A 21,229-nucleotide genomic window follows, 5' to 3' on the forward strand; every position below is an offset into this window, starting at 1 on the left:
ATTCGCGAGTACGGTAATCAGATATTTTGGTTTTAGGTTTAGATTCGGCGGCAATAGAGGAAGCTCTATGGAGGCAAAGATCCCCTGCCACCTTCCCTGGTGCAGGAAATAGACTATAAATTGAACATTAGGAAGTCCAAAGCAAATAATCCCGGAGATCTTGTGATTGTTCTTTTTTGGGAGCATCATCAAGATAGTGATGTTTCACTTGTTTTGAAAAAAAGCCCAGCTCCGCTCTTGCTGCTTTCTCATCTCTTGATTTTAAAAGAGCAGCGTCTTTCAGTCGTTGCGCATATTTAAGCTCCATCATGTATGCAATTTCGGGATCTGAAAAATGATTTACATCAAGTTGAGCTTGGAATGCTTGTTCTTTTATCGCTTTCAGTTTTTCTTGTCGTGCCTCTTCACACGCACTGATAACCGCTTCAGGATGATGTTGTAAGCCCACGGTATAATATCTCCCGGTCCTCTTTTCAACACTTTCAACTAATCTATCAAATTTACCACGTCCTGATATGAGAAGACTGGTATTGTCCAGACTTTCTTCTACATGTTGATGATGCAGACAAGTGACGTTATATTCTATACTACCTCTATCCTTAGGCTTCAGCTTATAGTGTAATGCATTATACAATTGACTTCCTTCTCCAACGACCACTCTACTATTATAGGTAGCATCTTGGGTTTCATTGTATACTGTTTCAAAATGCTCATAATGGGGTTGGTGCTCCTGAGCATCTTCAGGGATATCTGCTATTTTATAACCATGATGATGTCCAACTGTTTGTTGTCCCCGACATATACCTAAAAGAGGAATGTCCCGTTTTTGGGCTAATTCAGCAAGTTCACCTTCAAGTCTCATACGCGGATCATTGGGATCATGTACTGGAACATTGGGCCCCCCGGGTAAATAGATGCCATTGACCTTACCGCTAAAAACGGGATGATTTAAGCCATCCTCGGGGGTAACCGGAACCACTTCAAGCCCTTTTTTTTGCAAATACTCAATCGTAAGGTCGCAATAGGTAGTACCGCCTGATTTATCATAAAGTGCGATAACTTTTGGCTTTTCGTCCGCTTGCTTTAATTGCTCTTTTTTTTCCTTGTCTAGAGAATATTCAAATTTTGGTTTTTCTTCGCTGATACTTCGTGCATTGTTAAGAGCTCTGATACCCGATAAAAATTCAGAAAGTTTTTGAAACATGATAGTGTACCTCAATTTAAATTTAGACAATGAGCGAAACAGGATCATTGAATATCTAAATTGTATTCTTATTAGCTTAACTAACCATTATTAGTACATATAATTTTTATTATAGGTTTATAAATTTTATTGAGGCTTGTTCTTTGCATGGGCTCAAAACAAGATAGGCACTCTCTAGGCGGTACCCGAAGATGGAACAAGCAAAGGAAATTCCATGGAGACCAAGCTCCCCTGCCACCTTCCTTGGTGCAGGAAATAAACTATAAATTGAACATTAGAAAGCACAAGGAAAATAATGACTGGGTTCTTGTGCTTGTTCTTTTTTCGGAGCATCATCAAGAAAGTGATGTTTCACTTGTTTTGAAAAAAAGCCCAGCTCCGCTCTTGCTGCCTTTTCATCTTTTGATTTTAAATGCACTTCTCTGAGTTTTTGACTATATTGGTGCTCTGCAATAATCGCCGCATCTGGCTCGAAAAAATTCGAAGTAAATCGGGCTTCTTCAGCTTTTTTTTCTACCTCTTTAATTTTTTCTTCTCTTGCGTCTTTACATAGGGTGATTACCGATTCAGGATGATGTTGTAAGCCCAAGGTATAATATTTCCCGGTCCTTTTTTCAAGACTTTCAACTGATCTATCAAATTTACCACGTCCTGATACAAGAAGACTGGGATTATCCTGACTTTCTTCTACATGTTGATGATGCAGACAAGTAACGTTATATTCTATAGTACTTCTATCCTTGGGCCTCAGCTTATAGTGTAACGCATTATATAATTGACTTCCCTCTTCAACGACCACTCTGTTGTTGAGGTTAGGATCTTGAGTTTTTTCATATATTTCATAAGAATGCTCATAATGCCTATCATAGCTTGGGATGTCTGTGACAGTATATCCATGATGGTGTGCGACTGTTTGTTGTCCCCGACATATGCCTAAAAGAGGAATATCCCGTTTTTGGGCTAGTTCTGTAAGTTCCCCTTCAAGCCTTTTACGCGGATCACTGGGATCATGTACTGGAACATTTGGGCCCCCGGGTAAATAGATGCCATTGATTTTACCGCTAAAAACGGGATGACTTAACCCTTCCTGGGGTGTAACCGGAATCACGTCAAGCTCTTTAGTTTTAAAATACTCAATCGTCATGTCACAATAGGTAGTCCCCCCTAATGGATCATAAAGGGTGACAATTTTTGGCTTTTCTTTCGATTGCTTTAGTTGTTCTTTTTCATCCCTATCTAAAGCGAATTCAAATTTTGGCGTCTGTTCGCTGCTGCTTTTTGCTTTGTTAAGAGCCCTGAAATCCGATAAAAATTCAGAAAATTTTTGAAACATGATAGTGTACCTCAATTTAAATTTAGACAATGAGCGAAACAGTGTCATTGAATATCCAAATTGTATTCTCATTAGCTTAACCAACCATTATTAGCACATATAATTTTTATTATAGGCTTATAAATTTTATATAGGCTTGTTCTTCGCATGGGCTCAAAACAAGATAGGCACTCTCTGGGCGGTACCTGAAGATGGAAAAACCAATAGAGGAGGAGTTTTGATTAAGCAACGGAATTTTAATCAAAATTAATGACGAATCGGGCGGTACTATTCTCTATCCGCTCTTTGCCTTCCCTGGCATAAGAGCTAGAAGCTTAGAATGACTTTAGCACCAGAACTCAAATACATTAGAATGCTCAGGGGTATCTACACCACTAGGCTGTGTTTCTTTTTGTTGTGAACTGTGTTCAAGAAAGCGTTTTTTAACTTGTTTTGTAAAAAAACCCATCTCTGCCCTGGCGGCTCGTTCATCTCTTGATTGCGAATGCGCTTCTCTCAGTTTTTGAGAATATCGATGTTCTGCATAAACCGCAGTGTCGGGATCAAAAAAGTTCGCACTAAAGCGGGCTTCTTCAGCTTCTTTTTCTACCTGGATAATTTTTTCCTTTCGCTTATCCTCACAAGAACTGATAAGCACTTCGGGATGATGTTGTACACCAAATGTAAAATATTTACCCGTTTTTATCTCAATGCTCTCAATTGTATTATCAAATTTATTGCGGCCTGTGACCTGTATCTCAGTAGGACTTGGATTATCGGGTATATGTTGATGATGAAGGCATGTCACAGGATACTCCAGGGGCCCATCATTATTTTCCTTAAATTCATTTTGTAATGCGGCAAACAATTGACTTCCTTTTTCTACAACAACGGTATTATTTGAATCCGGATTACTTCCGTTATTCGCGCCGCCATAATGCTGCTCATAGTCGGGCAAATCCTCCACCGCCAAACGGTTATGATACCCAATAGCTTGTTCACCGCGACATATACCAATGAGAGGAATGTCTTTAGTGCGTGCAAGTTGGGTTAGTTGGCCTTCAAACTTTTTACGTGGATCACTGTCATCCTCGACAGGAATATCGGAACCACCTGGCAAATAAATCCCGTCAATAGTAGTGCTTGTAAAAGTAGGGTGACTTAATCCCTCTTCTGGAGAAACTCTGACAACGTCTAATCCATCTTTTTCAAAGTGCTGAATTGCCAAATCGGCGTTCACTGCCCCATCATGTTCATCATAAAGCGCAACAACTTTAGGTTTATCTTCTGAATGTCTTAGCTGTTTCTGTTCCTCATCATTGAGTTCATATTGAAATTGTGATTTTTCTTCCTGCTTGGTTTCTGAAAATAAAGAACTAATTGACGACAACCCTGATGAAATCATTCGTGAAAACATAATACACTCTCTCCATGGAATACAATTATTTTTTGCAGAAAAGATATAAATTAGCCTTTCTGCGCAAAATATTAAATCATATTAAATATAATTTCAAAAAAGAAAACTCATTAGAGAGAAACCGAAACATACAAGAACAAGCCTTGGATTTTGAATTTAATAGTTTTTTATTATGACTAAAGCATCAATATTGCTAATCCAAAATCCAAGGACTTCACCCTAAAGACGGCTGATTCCCGCACTTATCTGTAAATGAACAGGTTTTGCGCGAGGAGTTTCATCTTCTGCCTTATCTGCTGTAATGGGCAAGCCAAAAAACCGATTCTTTGAACTGTTTTTATTTGACCCATAGGAACCACTACCTGCCATAATGCCACCATCAATATTATATTGGGAGCCGGTGATAAACAAAGAATCATCAGATGCTAAAAAAACAGCAAGTTGGGCGACTTCACTTGCTTTCCCCATACGCTTTAATGGAATGGTATTGGTGTATTCCTCAAGACGTCGAGGACGTTCTTCATCCTGGCCAAATTCAGAGTCCCACATTTCAGTCAAAATGGCTGCAGGAACAATGACATTGCAGCGAATCGTGTACTCCATTTTGGCACAATGCATGGCTACCGTTCTTGTAAGATTCAAGATGGCAGCCTTACTCGATGCGTAAGCAAGATGAGAAGGAATTCCTACCAGACCCGACCGAGACCCCATATTGATAATTGACGCATTGGCGCTTTTTTTCAAAAGTGGCATCAGCGTCTTACACCCAAGAAATGTTCCGTCCAAGTTAACCGCATGCACCATTCGCCAATCGTCAAGAGAGCAATTTTCTATATCTTGGGATTTATCCGATTTGGGAGCAGAATCGATACCGGCATTATTCACTAAAACATCAAGCCTGTGATATTTTTTTCCAACATAAGTTGCAACCTCTTGCCAATTTTGTTCAGAACAAACATCCAGGGTTAGATAATCGCTTGCCCCTATTGATTGGGCAAATTTCTCTCCCTCCGTGGTTGCTAGTCTGCCGGTGACAATGACTGTGGCACCTTTCTTACAAAATAGCTCAGCAATTGCAAGACCAATTGATTTGGTGCTGCCTGTAATTAAGACAATTTTATTCTTTAATTTCCCCATCACGCTCATTCCATAATTGGTTTTATTAGATGAACAACTTATCAACGATAGAACATTGACTCTTCAACCACAATAAAAAGTGATCCCTGGCATTTACTGCCCCTCTCAAACTCCAGCGTATTTGGTTGAATTTAAAAAAATGAGGTATATTGTTCCATCATTTCAATTAAAAAATATCCGTTTCAAAGGTGCTTTGATGAACATTACGGAGATTCAGATTGCGCAATTGACTATTCCATTAATACGCCCATTTATCACGGCCGTAAGACGTACCGAATGTGTTGAGGATGTGGTGGTAATCATTAAAACCGATAGTGGCAATCTGGGTTATGGTTCAGCCGCGTCAACTCCTGCCATCACTGGAGACAGTACGGAATCAATTATTAATGCAATTAAAAGCATCCTGGCTCCGCAGTTAATTGGACGAAGTATTTCTGAATTGAATTTATTACTTCAAATGAATCAACAGGCCATCCTAGGGAATACCTCTGCAAAGGCGGCCATTGACATTGCCTTGCATGATTTGTTTGCTCAATCTTGCGGCTTACCCCTTTATAAATTGCTGGGGGGTAATACGAACAGCATTAACTCATGCATTACTATAAGCGTTAAAGAGGTTGACGCGATGGTGCATGATGCGATTGACCTGGTCAATCAAGGGCACCAAACTATAAAAATAAAATTAGGATTAAATCCAATCGAAGACATCCGACGTGTCCATGCTATTCGACAGGCTGTAGGCGACTCGATCACATTACTTGTCGATGCCAATCAGGGATGGTCTTATGAAGATGCCATAAAGGTTATTGACTCATTGAAACAGCAGCGTTTGAATATCCCTTTGATAGAACAACCAATTAATGCCCAGGATCTTGTTCACCTAAAAACCCTTAGCGAACAAGTTGATTGCCTTATCATTGCCGACGAGGCTTGTTTTTCCCCCGAAGATACACTGAATATTGCAAAAATGAATGCCTGTGATGGCATCAATATTAAGTTGATGAAATCGGGAGGTATTGAGAATGCCCAAGCGATTTACACTATTGCAAAAACGGCACAAATGAAAATAATGGTCGGATGTATGCTGGAATCCCCCATTGGCGTTGCCGCGATAACGAGTTTTGCTTTAAGTAAACCGGATATCTCCTATGCGGACCTTGATCCTATTTATCTGATTCGTGACAATTATATTGTAGGCGGGGCACAACGCCGTGGTAATAAAATTATTTTGTCAGATAAACCAGGTTTGGGAATTGAAGGGATTAACCAAGGATTTAATAAGATTGGAGTGATCCGTTAATGTCTTTTTATATTCAGTTGGCCAGTTTATCCATTATTGTCCTTTATGTTGTGATGTTATTTCGCAATGTTAATCCTTTAATCGCAACGGCACTCTGTGTGGGATTGGGCTATTTGTGGAATCTGAGTAGCCCCATTGCTATCGGAAATTCCCTGGCTGGTGCCTTAGGATCATTCATGGCGTTAGTTGGTTTTATTATCATGCTAGGCCATGGCCTGGGCGAGATCTTAACGCATACTCAAGTCAGTCATACTTTGGTGCACCAAATTGTTTATGGGGTTGGAATCAATACTCAGCGACGGGCTAAAATTGGCATAGTGCTTTCCTCTTTTATCATTGTAGGCTTACTTGGCACCTTGGCAGGAGGATTAGCTATTTTAGCTCCCAGTTTACGTCCTATTGCAGGCTCAGTTGGATTATCACGCCCCAGTTTGGCTGTATTAATGCAGGCTTCAGCTGAAGAAGCGTTAATTATTGGGCCTTTTGCCCCTCCAGTAGTGGCTTTACTGGGCATTACAGGGCTCAACTATGAGTCTGTACTTCTTTATGCATCACTTCCCATCGCCATAATTACTTTAATTACTACCTGGGTTATGGCTAATCGATTGCAACGACAGTATGCGAATGAATCTTGCGAAGAAGAGGACACCTCAGAACCATTTACCCCCAATAAACAACAAAAACGCACCACTTTGCTTTTTTTGATCTCCTTTATAGGATGTGTTGTGTATGGCTTATTGACTCAAGCAAAAACTGCCTACGTTATTTTTGTCATGTTATTTCTAGCCCTGATTACTGGATTGACAAGCAAATTGAGCTTAAATCAAATTTTTAAATTGTTAATTACCGGGATGCAAAAAAGCCTGAATCTCTTCTTTTTGTTTATTTTATTTGATCCGTTTATGGTTTTGATTCATCAGGCGGGGGGATTTAGTGCATTAACCGAACTATTAACCCCATTAATTCATTTAGGTGGAAAACCAGTATTAACAATGCTAATTGGTTTCACTGGGGCTTTTGGCATGCCTGGCGCTGCTGAAGCAACCATTAAAATGCTGCATCAGCTTTTTTTTCCGAGTGTGCTTCAGATGCAATTGCCCATGATCACATTCGCTTTAGCGATGATCTTCGCCACCCGTGTTACGAATTATGCCTATCCTGGTGCGAATATGTTTGCCGCAATGGGTTTTGCTGGGAGCGAGAATATCAAAGCAATGATACAAAACGGACTCACCGTGACTGCCGTACAAATCTTATTCCTGATTGGGTATAGTTTATGTCTATAATTCTGTACACAAAATGGCAGAACTGACCTTTTGAATTTAAAACCCTCTGAAAACAGTTTCCCAGGACTCAGCGTGAATGATTTTTAATTTTTCTGTGAGAAACTATTTTCTTTTTCTTCAAGGTGTTCTCCCCCAAAACATCGCTTCAAAAACGAAAAGAAAAATTCCAAGAAAATAAAATGTGCAAAAAAGGATGGTTTTTCTACAATAGTAAAAGATGGCGTGTAATCATGATTCGTCTTTTCGGCAAATACTCGAAGTATGTTATGCAAATCACCATCTTTATAAATAGGACGCCCCTTAAGGATGCCTTGTAAATCCTCAATAACACTACTCATTTGTTGTCTTTTCGGAGTAGAGCGACTGTTTTTAGAATTAATAGTTGGAGTAAAAATACTTCTTGATTCACCAAAATAAAAATTGGCTACCTCCTTGCCATAAGAAGTAAACGATAGTCGTGCATAACGTTGCAACAAATAATCAGCATTCTGATAATCTTTAAGGAATCCTGCATTATCCCAAGCTTGCTGCCAATAAGATAACCCTTTGCCACTCATATTAAACAAATGAAACAAATATTATGCATTACATTGTATTGAAATTATCAATGCAGTGTCAAACCTCACCTTAGAATAAATTCTCCGACCAGGGTAAGAGCGCATTAAGTTTCGAATAGAGGAAAATGGCGAGATAAAAAATTCATCACAAAGTTCTGCCCCATGCTCAATAGGAACATAGCCTTTAATCAATTGGATTTATCGCGGTTATCAGATTGATTAAAGGGTTACTTGCTGATTGATTCTCTCTCCTATTCTTGTGCGGATAACAGTACATTAATTTACACACAAGGATCAATATTGAATCAAATTGACCAATATTAATTGTGTGGTTATAATAATGTCGTTTCACGATATGGTGTCGTTGTGTTTAGTCAATTTGAAAAAGAAACTAATCGTCCTCCTCCTCGTAAGTTATTTATTAGAACAGATAATTTAACCTCTATTTGTCCAAAACATTTTGAAAAATATAGCGTAAATCCAGCTACCCATTTGAATTTATTGCCTAATCATCAAGGTGGATATATAGATTCAGGATATTTGAGCACCTTTGAATACGATAAAGGAATGGGATTAGCAACAGTACTGGCTTATGGTGGTAAATACATTCATTTTATTTTTTTACATTCTGAAATTGCTGAGATTATTCATTTAACCGGAGGAACAAACGGACTAAACCATGATGGGGATCAAACTGATATCAAGGTGAAAGAAGGAACGGTATGGGACGTTCCTTATTTTCAGCACGAGGTTCCGCAAATTTTTTATACTGATAGAGTTGAGGTGGAACTAGGACCGTCAAATTTTCGCACAAATACTGAGGTTCTTCTTGGTGGGAATTGGCGTGATTATGCCGAAATTATCAGCATTCAGCCAAAGCTTGCCGAAATAATATCAAGGAAAAATGTTAAAACAGAGGACGAGCTTTATCACCTGTTACTCGAATTTGCATCCCCTTATACCCTTAAGGTTGGACTTCAGCAACAGTGGAATTCTGCTTTAGAGAAAGCCAGCTTGCTAAACTGGTGGAATCAATTATCCCTTGCAAAGAAAGATGAATTAATAGCTCTCTATGAACTCCTGCATCAAGAACATAAATATCCTAAACCGAACGATTTTGTTTTTATGAAAGAACTTCATCAATTGCATTCGGTTAATAATCAATTAAAACAAAAATACCCTGAAATAACGAACTATTTTAATCTCATAGGGCTTGCTGTCGACAAATTTCATATGCTTTGTCAAATCGATCCGATGAATGATAGCTCTCGACAAAGATTTATCCAAATTGGGCTAAAGGATATTTTTGCCAATAAGTGTGAACTCCCCTTAAAACCAAATGCTTTTCATCAATTATGCATATCTCTGGAAACTTATATAGGATATTTAATAATTGAAGCTGACTTTCGCCAGCTTATCCGAGAAATTAATTTTTTAAAGCTCAGCTCGGAAGAATTAGAGGAGCACTTCCCAAAACTAGCTGGCATTGTAGTGGTACTTGATTCCAATTGTAAAAAACCAATGGGGAATGTGAGTGAGTTTATCGACAATTACATTAAAAATATGGCCGAAATTAAAGAATACCTCCCTGAAATAAAAGACCAGCTCAAAGCATTTAATTATCGGAAACATTATAGTAACAACCTCAATGTTTATCATTTTTGTCATCATATACAACAATCACATTTCCCTACGGCGGTTTTAGCAGAGTGGTTACTTGATCTATATGAAAATCTAAAAGATATTTTTAAAGCAAATGATGATTATAAAAAAATCATTCGAAATGGTTTATTGCTGGACTCATTATTTGATAATCTAAAAAAATTACACGATTCTATAGTTCAAGTTCATAACCAAGTTGAAATAAGCAAATCATTAAAACAACGTATAATGAGCGAAATGCAAAGTAACATCGAGCATTCATTAGTTTGTTCAAGCAAATCACAGGAGTTGGATCGTTACGCTGATGCCCAGTTTATGCTCACCACCATTAAAGATTCATCTAATCAGGTTGCTGTTCTCGCTACGGAACAATCTAAGGTGACCTTTTTCCCACGCTCAGCCCAAGTATTTTTTGAGCCATCTTATGTCCGTAAAGAAAGTGAGTTATATCAAAATGATTCGCAACACCTGGAGGACCAGCCTCCACCGAGACGGCAAAAATTGAATGGCTAAGTCTTATTGAGTTTGTGCTACAAGCCATTGGGCCCGATTATATTGACAAGTCACATGGCTTTCACCACTGGAATCCATGGAGTCCAATCGATTAATTTACCATGATCAGCTTCTAAGCAGTTATCATCACAGGAGAATTCTATTTTCTTTTAATAATCATGGGATCAAACCAATCGCGTCTGACCTCATTGATATTACCGGAAACAGAATTTAGTTCGCAGAACCAATCTTTTGTGGCAATAGCCAGTGTAGGCTAGACTGCGTCCGATTTTGATGCATTACCTAGAAATGAATGAATTAGAAAAAGTCATTAAGCCTTTCAAAAACATCGATTAAGACTTGGTTCTATATTACTCATCTTAAGTGATTCTTGAATGTTTTTGCGCATCGCTTTTAAAAAAGCGATCAAAATAGCTGCTCACCACTCGGGTTATCTGTCTTGCTTTAGGGTGGACTTGAATGACGTCATTGTTAACTAGCACCAGCCCATCTTTGACTAAATGATCTAGCGAGCGAAGCTCATTAGCAAAATAATCCTGCGGATAATGAAACTCAGTACATTTTTTTTTAAGATCCACTTCCAGATAACACATAATATCGTTAATAATCGATTTTCTTAATTGATCTTCTACTGAAATTTCTATTCCGCGCACAATGGGTAAGACCTGATTTAAAATATCGTTTTTATATTGCCTTAGCTCCGAGGTATTTTGCACATACCGATTGCGGAGCTGACTGATGGATGAAGTCCCCAGCCCAATCAAATGCGAGGCACTCTCAACACTGTATCCTTGAAAATTTCTTTTGAGGCTTTTTGCACTTAACGCGAGTGCCATAGAGTCTGTGGGTTTAGCAAAATGATCTAACCCAACAGGTACATACCCTTTTTGTTTTAACAGTTCGGAAGCCAAAGCAAACATCTCTATTCGCTCCGCAGCATTGGGGAGATCCTTTTCCTGAATCAGTTGCATGTGTTTTTTCATCCAATGGACATGGGCGTAGGCAAAAAAAGCGATCCTGTCTGGATCTAATAAGGTAACAGCTTCTATATTATTTTTAATACTTAATCTGGTTTGTTTGGGTAATCCATAAATCAAATCAAGGTTTATATTGTTCATGCCGTACTGCTTAAAAAGATTGACGCATGATTGAACCAATTCGAATGGTTGCACTCGATTGATCGCCAACTGCACCTCGGGATTAAAATCTTGGGCACCAATACTGATTCGGTTCACGAGGGCGGTAGCATAAGCGTTTATTTTTTCTTCATTGACTGTACGAGGGTCGACTTCTATCGCGATTTCTGCATGAGGAGCTACATTAAAGGCTTCACGAAGAGTGTTCATTAAATGCAAAAATAACTGCGGGGGTAAGATCGTTGGTGAGCCGCCACCAAAATGAATATGAGTGACATAGGGGGTCTGGGGGGATAATCGTTTCGCAACCAATGCGATTTCTTGCGTCAATACTTTAATATATTCTTCAATAGAGTTTTTTTTGTTATTAATTTTCGTATAGCATCCGCAATACCAACACAATTGTTGGCAGAATGGAATATGAACATATAAGGACAAAGTGTCCTGCTCCGGGATCTCACCAAGCCACTGCGAATAAGTTGCCGCGTTAATTTCCGTAGAAAAATGAGGGGCAGTTGGGTAGCTCGTATACCGTGGAAACTGCCCTTCGTAATTTAATATTAAGTGCTCAGATACATCATTTAAAAACATGAACCAACCTTCTCAATAAGCGAGGTGATAGGGCTTGCCCTACCGGCCAAATAATCCATAATAATCCCTTTAAAAGGCAATAAATCCTGATTAGCGAGCCTTAAGCTACACTGACTGAGCAGCTGGGCCACAAGCGAATCGTTAGTCAATAAACTGCTATCCAATTAGGTAACTTATCTATTAAGACTATTAGCAAAGAAGTATGGGCAAGGGACGCTGCAAGGCTTAACCCAGTTGGACCTGCACCAATGGTGACAATATCTTTTTTTATATGCATTTTATGACTCCGTCCTTTCCCTTAATACCCGACCTAATTTGGATTCTTACGTTTTTTTATAGTCATCCCGTAGCTCCAGCCACATGGCATTTAATATGGCAAATGAACAAGCGAGTCCAGTTCCAAGAATCCAAGAGAAATACCACATTTTTTTCTCCTTAGTTTTAGTATGAAGATATTTGTTCTTTAATTGTTTTTTCATTAACCTTTCCACGTAGAACCCGATACACCCATCCGGTGTATGCAAGAACAATAGGAAGAAAAATTACAGTCGCAATGAGCATAATAAATAAAGTCGTTTGACTCGATGAACTATCCCATACCATCAAACTGTATTTGGGATGAGTGGATGACGGCAGAATAAATGGAAACATACTTATGCCTACTGTGGCTATTAATGAGCCAACGCTGAGGCTACTTAAAATAAATGCAATCAAGGCCTTATTCGCTAGCAAGATAGCCACCCAGGCACAGAGAATACTTAAAAGCGGAACCAATTGCGAAATCGGCATATCACTATAGTTAATGAACCAAGCACCAATTTGCCGGCCTACCTCTTTGTGTAAAGGATTAGATGGGCCATCATGGAGCATGGGCTGGCTTAAGGTATAGCCATCAATGAAATGAGTCCAAAAGCCCATCAAGATGAATAACAGCGTCATCAAGAAAGCGGCATAACGCGCCCCTCTTCTTGCTTTTTGTTGCAATACACCTTCTGTTTTTATCTGGAGAAAAAAAGCCCCCTGCATCGCAAGCATGAACACTGAAAGTACACCACAGCACAAGGCATAGGGATTAAGTAGCTGAAAAAACGTCCCTGTATACATCACTCTTAGACTGTCATCATAATAAAAAGGAACGCCTTGTAAAACATTGCCTACCGCCACTCCAAAAATGAGCGCAGGCACAAATCCGCCTATAAAAAGCAGCCCGTCCCAGATGGATCTCCAGAGAGAATTTTCCAGTTTAGACCGGTATTTAAATCCTACAGGTCTTAAAATTAATGACAGTAAGACAACCAGCATCGCTAAATAAAACCCGGAAAAGGAGAGTGCATAGAGATCTGGCCACGCTGCAAAAATTGCCCCGCCGCCCAGAATAAACCATACCTGATTACCCTCCCAAGTAGGTCCCACTGTATTAATTAAAATACGACGTTCGGTGTCTGTTTTGGCAAACCAGGGTAACCACATGGCAACCCCCAGATCAAACCCATCCATAATCGCAAAACCAATTAATAAAACGCCTAGTAATAGCCACCAAATTACTCTTAAGGTTTCATAATCTAAAATCATTGTACACTCCATAATGAAGGTGGGTGATTCACTTTAATCTTCTCGAACCCTAATCGATAAAGAAAAAGATACAGATGTCTAATGGGCAAGCATCTCCTCTGGGCCCAATCGAATGTACTTAACCATGAGGTACAGCTCTACGATTGCCAGCACGGTATAAAATAATACAAACCCAGTTAACGAAGTCAGGACTTGAGCGATTGATAAAGAAGAGGCGCCCATAAAGGTCGGCAACACCCCCTGAACAACCCAGGGCTGTCGCCCATACTCAGCAACTACCCAGCCCAATTCGGCCGCGATCCAAGGCAATGGTAAGGAATAAAATGCCATCCGATGGTACCATGGTGTAACATGCAGTTTATTTTTAGCTGAAAGGTAAAAACCTACAGCAAACAAAAAGATGAAATAAAAGCCACAAGCAACCATCACCCGGAATGAAAAAAAGAGGGGGGCTACCTTAGGTTTCAAGTCATTGGCGGCTTGATTAATTTGTTCTTCAGTTGCCTCAGAGGGATTTGCCGTATATTTTTTCAGCAAAAGGGCATAACCTAAGTTTTTAACATGGCTTTGTAAGTGCTCTTTCGCCGCTTTGTTATCAGGATCACGTTGTAAGCTGCCTAATGCATTATAGGCTAACAGGCCATCTTTAATCCGCTCCTTTCCATCCTCAATGAGCTCATTAATCCCTAATAAAGGAGTGTTCAATGAGCGGGTCGCAATAATTCCCAAAGCATATGGAATTTTAATAGCATATTTTGTAGTTTTTGTTTGCTCATCGGGAATACCCAAAAGAGTTAAGCTGGCGGGAGTCTTCTCGGTTTCCCACATCGATTCCATAGCAGCTACTTTCATTTTCTGATCGTCATTGGCAAGATAGCCGCTCTCATCACCAAGGACAACAACCGATAACGCCGAAGCTAAACCAAATGAGGCAGCAACAGTCATTGATCGTTTTGCGAAATCCTTGTTGCGATTTCTTAACAGGAAATAAGCGCTGATGGATAAAACAAAGATCGAACCGGTAACATACCCAGCGCTAATGGTATGTACAAATTTTGCTTGTGCCACCGGATTAAATAAAATATCAAAAAAGCTGCTCACCTCCATGCGCATGGTTTGATAATCAAAATAAGCACCCACAGGATTTTGCATCCAGCCGTTTGCTATTAAAATCCATAACGCTGATAAATTAGTACCTAAAGCGAGTAACCAGGTACACACCAAGTGTTGAAATTTGGATAAGCGCTCCCAACCAAAGAAAAATAATCCTACAAAAGTTGCTTCCAGAAAGAATGCCATTAGTCCTTCTATGGCTAATGGAGCACCAAATACATCCCCTACATAGCGCGAATAATAGGACCAGTTCGTTCCGAACTCAAATTCCATTGTTAAACCGGTAGCGACACCTAAAACAAAATTTATTCCAAATAAAACGCCCCAATATTTAACCATTTGACGCCAAATTTCTTTACCGGTCATGACATACACGGTTTCCATAATTGCCAATAAGACAGAAAATCCCAGGGTCAAAGGGACAAATAAAAAATGGTATAATGCAGTTAAAGCGAACTGTAATCGAGACAAATCAACTACATCAGTTGCAGGAATCATTTAATCACCTCTTAATTACTTGCTGATTTTTTTATTCACTTTGCCGCATTGTATCTACGTTATCCGCTCAAAAGCCTTGATCTAGGTCATGGAAAAGTACAAAAAAGTCTCAAAACAAGATAAACTATGTCATTTAGCAATCCGTACTCTCTGATGCGCGACACAGTTAATAAAACTCACTCCTGTTCCAACTGCGGATTTTTCCCTTTTTGTACTCTCGAAGAAGGCAGCCCTCACTGGATAAATCAAATTAGTTCGGCTGTAAAACAACAACATGTTCTTAAAAAGAGGCAGGCATTGTATTTTCCTCAAAATACATTTCACAGCCTTTATGCAATCAAATCAGGAAATTTAAAAACTTTTGAAGTGGATCGTGAAGGAAATGAATTAATTCGGGGTTTTTATTTTGCGGGAGAAATTCTAGGATTTGAAGCGATTGCCTCTGGTACTTATCTTTTCTCAGCGGTTGCCCTTTCTGAGACTGTTGTGTGCGAAATTCCCTATAATCATTTTATTGGTTTATTGAATTCTAACTCCAGTCTGCAAAAACATATTTTGTATTTAATCAGTCAAAAATTAACGGTGGGTTCTTACTTAAATTTTGTCACTGCAGAGCAACGTTTAGCCGCTTTTCTTATCGACTTGTTTAAACGGCTACATGGATGTGAACAACATATGGAATTGATTTTACCCATGTCTCGTCAGGATATTGGAAACTACCTGGGATTAACAGCAGAAACAGTTAGCCGCTTATTTTCTCAGTTTAAAGAAAATAAAATAATCTCCATCGAACAGAAGAAAGTTCAATTTCTGCAATTAGACCAGCTCAAGTTAATGGCCGGGATAGTGAATTAGTTCGTTTGGGTTTCTGTGCCCTATGCTTTTACCCAATTTGAAAATTTAATAATCATTCCATGATCTAAATCAAGGTTTTCTGCTAAAAAATCATTTACAATATGCTCAAATAAAATCCGATTCGCAAGAAAGTATTGTGTATGTTGTAATCCTTCTTAAGGAGTATTTATGAGCTTGATCCCCAAAAATTCATGGAAGGATGTGAAGTTAATAAAATCATCTGTTGCACGAACATTGATTCCTCCAGCATGTTATAACCGCTCTTATGTTAAAACATTTTTTTTGGTATTTTTTGGACTTATTTCTTTTCTTATTTGGATTGAGTCTTATTTTTTCATCGTTTAATTTGAAACTGCAGCTGGTCGGAAGTTTAATTTCAGGACTCTCTACTGCGATGCTTTTTGTTTGGGCTCATGATGCAGCACATGGCGCACTTTTTAAAAACAGCAAAGTCGCTGAAGTCCTGGGAACCATAGCCATGCTCCCCTCTTTGAACGTGTATCGGATGTGGAGTTTTGGCCATAATAAAGTCCATCATGGGTTTGCTTCTTTTTCTCCTATCGATTGGATATGGCGCCCTTTAACCTCCGAGGAATATCGAGCACTCTCCGTAATGCAACGGGGGATGTATCGAATTGAACGTTGTTTCTTTACAAGCGCTTTTCATTATTTACGCAGGATTTGGTGGGAACAAATGCTGCGTTTCAACCCAGGTAAAAACAAAAAAGAACGAGGGTATTATAAAAAGGGAAAAATAATGGTGCTCTTATACGCACTTATCGTGTCAATTTTATCCTATTTTTTTGCCGGAGGGGTAATGGGGATAGTACTTTCCATTCTCATACCCTTTATTGTTTTTAATTATTTTATTGCCATTATCGTCTATTTACATCATACCCATCCTAATATTCCCTTTTTTGATGTGAAAAACGAGTGGTCTCATTCTATCGGTGCTTTATATTGCAGTACCATTATCCATTGCTCCAAAATATCAAGGCTCTTACTGCACAATATCATGATCCATGTTCCGCATCATTTGGATCCGCGTATTCCATTTTATAATTTACCCCAGGCACATCATGCTTTAAAAGAAAAATATGGAATCTATTTTCATGAGTATCGTTTTAAATTGAGTCACGTGCTGAGTATTTTTAAACAATGTAAACTTTATGATTTCGAGAAAAAGTTATGGATGACGTTTAAGGAGGTGATGCAACCGGATGAAGCTAAAGCCATTTAGATACCTCAGAAAAGTTGAGATCTTAGAACGCGCTATTTGCCCATAGCGGTTCTTCAAAACCCTTTTAGAGTATTCGATGATTCTGGGTCAGGAGACTCAGAATCGATTGATGTCGACACCTGTGCACCAGCGGCAGTTTGAGGTCCTGCGTCATATTTTTTGACTTGTCGCCAATGAGTAGGCTCTCCTTGTTGAAAAGTTCTACTGAAAATACTTCCCTCATATCGATTTGCAGAATTTTTCTCAAAATGTAGTTTTAAAATTGATTTATATTTCACTAGCGACGCATGTTTATCATCACACTGCTCAATTTCTTGCACTATGGCGGTTTTTATTTGTTCCCATAATTCCTTGTTTTCTCCCTCTCGCGCTCTGAGCATCATATCTTTTAATTGGGCCGGATTATTAAATGGAATATCTTCCTGTGCCAATTTAAACGACATATCCTTCACTTGGGAAAAGTCTTTATCGAAATGGATTTTCTCCAGGCGTTGAATGTCCTTTTGTAACTTATCCCATCGTTGCTTATCACCGCGTAAACGCGCCAAATGAAGCAAATAGCTCAGTTGAGATAGATTGGTGGGGGTATCGCTGTAATTGACACAAGCCTCTTTTGAATTTAAGTTCCCTTTAGCAATGAGACCATGGCAATTTATAAATTCGCCATATTTACCATTAAAATTTATCCCGAAACTAAAACCTGACTCGTCTAAATTTCGACCATTCCCTTGACAAAGATGCAGATTAGTCAGTTGGAATCCTAACTCGGTAAGTTGCTGATCAAGGACATCTAAAATTTCCATATCATCATACAAGCCGTTGGGATAGTGTGAACTGCTGAATCCTATTACCGCGTCAATTTCAGCACCCTTAGGCGCATGAGCCACCATTGCCATTATTACCTCTTTCCCCACTTCGGATTCTAAAGTAGCGCTCGAAATACCCCCTGGGAAATGAATCATAGACAGACGCTTAACTTCGTCATTCTCTTTAATAAAAAAAGCAAACGAAACACATTCAGTCATGCCGGAGGCGAAAATTCCATGAGCCTGGCCTGGTTCAATATTTATTACATTTCTCGAATCGCACTCCGCATAGAAAGGTGCGTATTTATAGGAAATAACATCGTCATCGATCGGATCTATGTACATAATTAACCTCACACAGGTAATTATAGCACTTTATAAATAGCCTTCTGCAGCGAGTCGAATAGTGCTTCGTGCACCTTTTGGGTTGATTAGGTCAACCTCACTCGTCAATTGATTGGTGAAACATAAACATCTAAGGCAGCACCCTGTTCAATAAGCCATTTTATTTGCTCTGAATCACCGAACGAGGCAGTAAGATGTAGTAATGATTGACCAGAAATTTATGATCATTATTAATACAATTTTTATAAATTTAATACTAATTTAATATTCAGATGATAATATTAGCCATGGGATTGAGTTATTTTTGTACTAGTCCGTTCTCATTAAAATTCGGATTAGCACAGGAGCTGCTTGAATGGCTAAATTTAAGTCCTGTTTCTCATAAGGATAATATTATGCATCGTTTAGAAAATCATATAGAAAGTTCGTATATTAGAGCAATTATATCTTATCCTGACGGCCAATGCGGCACAGTAGGCCCAAGATTTGTAATTCAAGATAAGAATTGGAATCATAAAGAATTACCTGTTGCTCAATTGGCTGATTTTTTAAATGATGCAACAGGAATTAATGGTGGCAAGCAGCTAATTGATAAAAATGTTGAAAATGAGCTCGTAAGTCATTTTTCAAATGTTATATCTTTTACAAACGGTCAATATGTCTATAATGGACCGGAATGTAACGGACCAAGTGGTTTTTTTTCAGCAAATTACCAAGAGAGCAAGGTAGGATTCGAAAAAGAAATCAGTCTAATAGCACTTGCAAATTCTGCAAATAGCAGGAGACTTTCAAAAGGAAATTTCTCATCGACAGAGGGGTATGCTGTTTTACAACATGAAATTGGAATTACTAATAATACAAGCTTAAAACCCATTTTAGGCTCGTATGGCGCAGGACCTTGCGTCATTATTGCAATTTGGAATGCTACTACTAAAACTGCTTTATTAGCGCATGTTGATAAGTTCACCTCTTTAACCTCAGTAGAGTCATTATTTAAAAGGATATCCAGCGATGATAATGACATTTTAGAGGTTCATTTGCACGGTGGCGACTGGAGCTCTAAAAAACAAGCAGCACAAATTATAGAACTTGTGGAAAACCATAAAAACGCAAAGATTCTTTCAGCCGATGTTTGTAATGATGGTCATTCTAAATCACTTGCTATTGACGGTAGGACTGGGGAAGTTTTTAACGACTTGTCACCTGCACAACTTGAGCATGGCCGAAATTCTGAGGACCAGCTAAAAAAAATTGCATTCAGATTAATCGAAAGTCCCTTGGAATTATGTTTTGACGGAAGACAAAGAGAACATCAAATAGAGCATCAAGTTGATTCGCGCTGTACAAGTATATAACAGTCATTTAATAGTCTGATATTGGAGTTAATCTTCTTTTTTAGTATCAATTTCCAGTAACACTTAAGATCGGTCCCTAGGCTTTGCAGCCAGCCTACGCTTGGTATGCTTGCTAAAATTTCAGAAGAAAATAGCAAACTAATCGAGTTGTTACCCCATTGATTTATAGCCTTTTTTTTAAAATGCATTACAATCGCCCAATCTGTTTCTTTTAAGAGATTAAAATTATGGCTGTTGAAGTAGTTGTTTTTGGTGGTAAGAACTCAGGTCAAACTACACTTTGCCAATTGCTGACGGGTTGGCCTGTTGACGCATCGTCGAAATCAACCTCTAATTATGAAACTTTCCGTTCAAAAGAATGGGATATATGGAAAACTAAAAATCTTTCACAAAGGGGAAGAATCAATTCCCAGCTGATATCCAATGCACAAATAGCACTCTTTTGTGTTGATGTATCCGAAAACTATGTTGTCCAAGAGATAAAAGAAAAAATTGTTCAATTTAGAGCACACAATCCAAATGCTCCCCTCATTTTAGTGGGTACAAAACATGATAAATGTGTTAACGACCAACGTCTCAACTCTATATTTCAACAAATAAACTCCGAACTTCCTGAAAACACAAAAGGTTTTGCAGAATCTATTTTCTTTTCAGCTCAAGATAATGGGGAAAGTTTAGTCAATCTTTCACAACGCATGAAGGCCCTGGGCCCAGGTGCCTCTCATCCGTTACAACGAGCCAGGAATAAATTAGATCCCAGCTCGCTTCTCTATCAAGCCATAGATGATTTTATTACTGCCGCCGAAAAATTTAATTTATCGGATGAGCAATTTATGCAACTTGGAGTGCAAATAGACCTGTTGATTATTTATCTGCGGACTAATCGTACAGATAAAGAGGAGCTTATCAAGATGTGCATAGAGGAATGCAAAAGAATTTTGAATGATCAACCGGTAACCCTTAAAGATGCGTTTGCTGGTATTGTTACAGCCGTTATTACCAGTCTGCTGGTATTTACCATTGGTTTTGCCATAGGCTGCGCCTCCAGTGCCTGGACAGGGCCTTTTGCCTTGCTAGCAGGTATTGCAACAGGATCTACTGCTGAATTGCTTTTTATCAGTGGCGGCTGTGGGGTCACGGTAGGTGCTTTAACTTGCTTTGGCTTCTTTAAAACTTCTTCAGTTGGCTCAGAGGAAATTGAGCGTATCGAATCTGCAGCAAGAGCCGAACAAAACCTACTTGCCGTATAGTTTTTTCATTGGGCACAGCGCGTAGCAACTGTCTTCAAATAAAATTCAAGACAATTGCTGCGCTTGCTAAATTAATTGCG

The 21,229-nt window shown here is 38.9% G+C and carries 17 protein-coding genes; 7 read left to right on the forward strand and 10 right to left on the reverse strand.

Features of this window, described 5'->3' with window-relative positions:
- Positions 1–127 precede the first annotated feature (127 nt).
- From EL022_RS01920 to EL022_RS01935, 4 genes are all read right to left on the reverse strand, one after another.
- The gene (locus EL022_RS01920) at positions 128–1,204 is read right to left on the reverse strand and encodes a gamma-glutamyl-gamma-aminobutyrate hydrolase family protein (RefSeq protein ID WP_028381681.1); all 1,077 of its coding nucleotides are present in this window, start codon (positions 1,202–1,204) and stop codon (positions 128–130) included.
- A gap of 274 nt (positions 1,205–1,478) precedes the next feature.
- Positions 1,479–2,537, reverse strand: a complete 1,059-nt coding sequence (locus EL022_RS01925; RefSeq protein WP_051544484.1) for a gamma-glutamyl-gamma-aminobutyrate hydrolase family protein — start codon at positions 2,535–2,537, stop codon at positions 1,479–1,481.
- A gap of 325 nt (positions 2,538–2,862) precedes the next feature.
- Positions 2,863–3,933, reverse strand: coding sequence for a gamma-glutamyl-gamma-aminobutyrate hydrolase family protein (locus EL022_RS01930; protein ID WP_028381680.1), 1,071 nt, complete (start codon positions 3,931–3,933; stop codon positions 2,863–2,865).
- A 219-nt stretch (positions 3,934–4,152) separates the two neighbouring features.
- On the reverse strand, positions 4,153–5,070 hold the full coding sequence (locus EL022_RS01935; RefSeq protein ID WP_051544483.1) for an SDR family NAD(P)-dependent oxidoreductase: 918 nt from the start codon (positions 5,068–5,070) through the stop codon (positions 4,153–4,155).
- Positions 5,071–5,266: 196 nt separating this feature from the next.
- Between EL022_RS01935 and EL022_RS01940 the strand changes: the two genes are divergently transcribed.
- Both EL022_RS01940 and EL022_RS01945 read left to right on the forward strand, forming a co-directional pair.
- Positions 5,267–6,370 carry a dipeptide epimerase gene (locus EL022_RS01940; RefSeq protein ID WP_028381679.1) on the forward strand — a complete coding sequence of 368 codons (1,104 nt, stop codon included), beginning with the start codon at positions 5,267–5,269 and terminating at the stop codon, positions 6,368–6,370.
- The gene (locus EL022_RS01945) at positions 6,370–7,656 is read left to right on the forward strand and encodes a Na+/H+ antiporter NhaC family protein (protein WP_028381678.1); all 1,287 of its coding nucleotides are present in this window, start codon (positions 6,370–6,372) and stop codon (positions 7,654–7,656) included. The genes EL022_RS01940 and EL022_RS01945 overlap by 1 nt, the downstream gene beginning before the upstream one ends.
- 83 nt (positions 7,657–7,739) lie before the next feature.
- Here EL022_RS01945 and EL022_RS01950 read toward each other — a convergent pair whose 3' ends face one another.
- The gene (locus EL022_RS01950) at positions 7,740–8,231 is read right to left on the reverse strand and encodes a hypothetical protein (protein WP_237761368.1); all 492 of its coding nucleotides are present in this window, start codon (positions 8,229–8,231) and stop codon (positions 7,740–7,742) included.
- Between the two features lie 348 nt (positions 8,232–8,579).
- On the opposite strand from EL022_RS01950, the gene EL022_RS01955 reads away from it, so the two are divergent.
- Positions 8,580–10,388: a hypothetical protein gene (locus EL022_RS01955; RefSeq protein ID WP_051544482.1), complete on the forward strand. Its 1,809-nt coding sequence runs from the start codon at positions 8,580–8,582 to the stop codon at positions 10,386–10,388.
- Between the two features lie 359 nt (positions 10,389–10,747).
- On the opposite strand, the gene hemN is transcribed toward EL022_RS01955, so the two are convergent.
- The 4 genes from hemN to EL022_RS01975 all read right to left on the reverse strand — a co-directional run bounded on the left by hemN (position 10,748) and on the right by EL022_RS01975 (position 15,298).
- Positions 10,748–12,115, reverse strand: a complete 1,368-nt coding sequence (hemN, locus tag EL022_RS01960) for an oxygen-independent coproporphyrinogen III oxidase (protein WP_035901083.1) — start codon at positions 12,113–12,115, stop codon at positions 10,748–10,750.
- Between the two features lie 323 nt (positions 12,116–12,438).
- Positions 12,439–12,540, reverse strand: a complete 102-nt coding sequence (cydX, locus tag EL022_RS01965; RefSeq protein ID WP_028381675.1) for a cytochrome bd-I oxidase subunit CydX — start codon at positions 12,538–12,540, stop codon at positions 12,439–12,441.
- A 16-nt stretch (positions 12,541–12,556) separates the two neighbouring features.
- The gene (gene cydB / locus EL022_RS01970; RefSeq protein WP_035901080.1) at positions 12,557–13,687 is read right to left on the reverse strand and encodes a cytochrome d ubiquinol oxidase subunit II; all 1,131 of its coding nucleotides are present in this window, start codon (positions 13,685–13,687) and stop codon (positions 12,557–12,559) included.
- A 78-nt stretch (positions 13,688–13,765) separates the two neighbouring features.
- Positions 13,766–15,298 carry a cytochrome ubiquinol oxidase subunit I gene (locus EL022_RS01975; protein WP_028381673.1) on the reverse strand — a complete coding sequence of 511 codons (1,533 nt, stop codon included), beginning with the start codon at positions 15,296–15,298 and terminating at the stop codon, positions 13,766–13,768.
- Between the two features lie 126 nt (positions 15,299–15,424).
- On the opposite strand from EL022_RS01975, the gene EL022_RS01980 reads away from it, so the two are divergent.
- Both EL022_RS01980 and EL022_RS01985 read left to right on the forward strand, forming a co-directional pair.
- Positions 15,425–16,153 (forward strand): Crp/Fnr family transcriptional regulator, encoded by a 729-nt coding sequence (locus EL022_RS01980; RefSeq protein ID WP_241972227.1) that lies wholly within the window; start codon positions 15,425–15,427, stop codon positions 16,151–16,153.
- A 265-nt stretch (positions 16,154–16,418) separates the two neighbouring features.
- Positions 16,419–17,393 (forward strand): fatty acid desaturase, encoded by a 975-nt coding sequence (locus tag EL022_RS01985; protein ID WP_241972228.1) that lies wholly within the window; start codon positions 16,419–16,421, stop codon positions 17,391–17,393.
- A gap of 53 nt (positions 17,394–17,446) precedes the next feature.
- Here EL022_RS01985 and EL022_RS01990 read toward each other — a convergent pair whose 3' ends face one another.
- Complete coding sequence (locus EL022_RS01990; protein WP_028381670.1) at positions 17,447–18,544, reverse strand: hypothetical protein; 1,098 nt, start codon at positions 18,542–18,544, stop codon at positions 17,447–17,449.
- Between the two features lie 395 nt (positions 18,545–18,939).
- On the opposite strand from EL022_RS01990, the gene EL022_RS01995 reads away from it, so the two are divergent.
- On the forward strand, positions 18,940–19,899 hold the full coding sequence (locus EL022_RS01995; protein ID WP_028381669.1) for a hypothetical protein: 960 nt from the start codon (positions 18,940–18,942) through the stop codon (positions 19,897–19,899).
- 227 nt (positions 19,900–20,126) lie between these two features.
- Positions 20,127–21,149, forward strand: a complete 1,023-nt coding sequence (locus EL022_RS02000) for a GTPase domain-containing protein (protein WP_028381668.1) — start codon at positions 20,127–20,129, stop codon at positions 21,147–21,149.
- Positions 21,150–21,229 lie beyond the last annotated feature (80 nt).

Source organism: Legionella cherrii (assembly GCF_900635815.1).
Lineage (GTDB): Bacteria > Pseudomonadota > Gammaproteobacteria > Legionellales > Legionellaceae > Legionella > Legionella cherrii.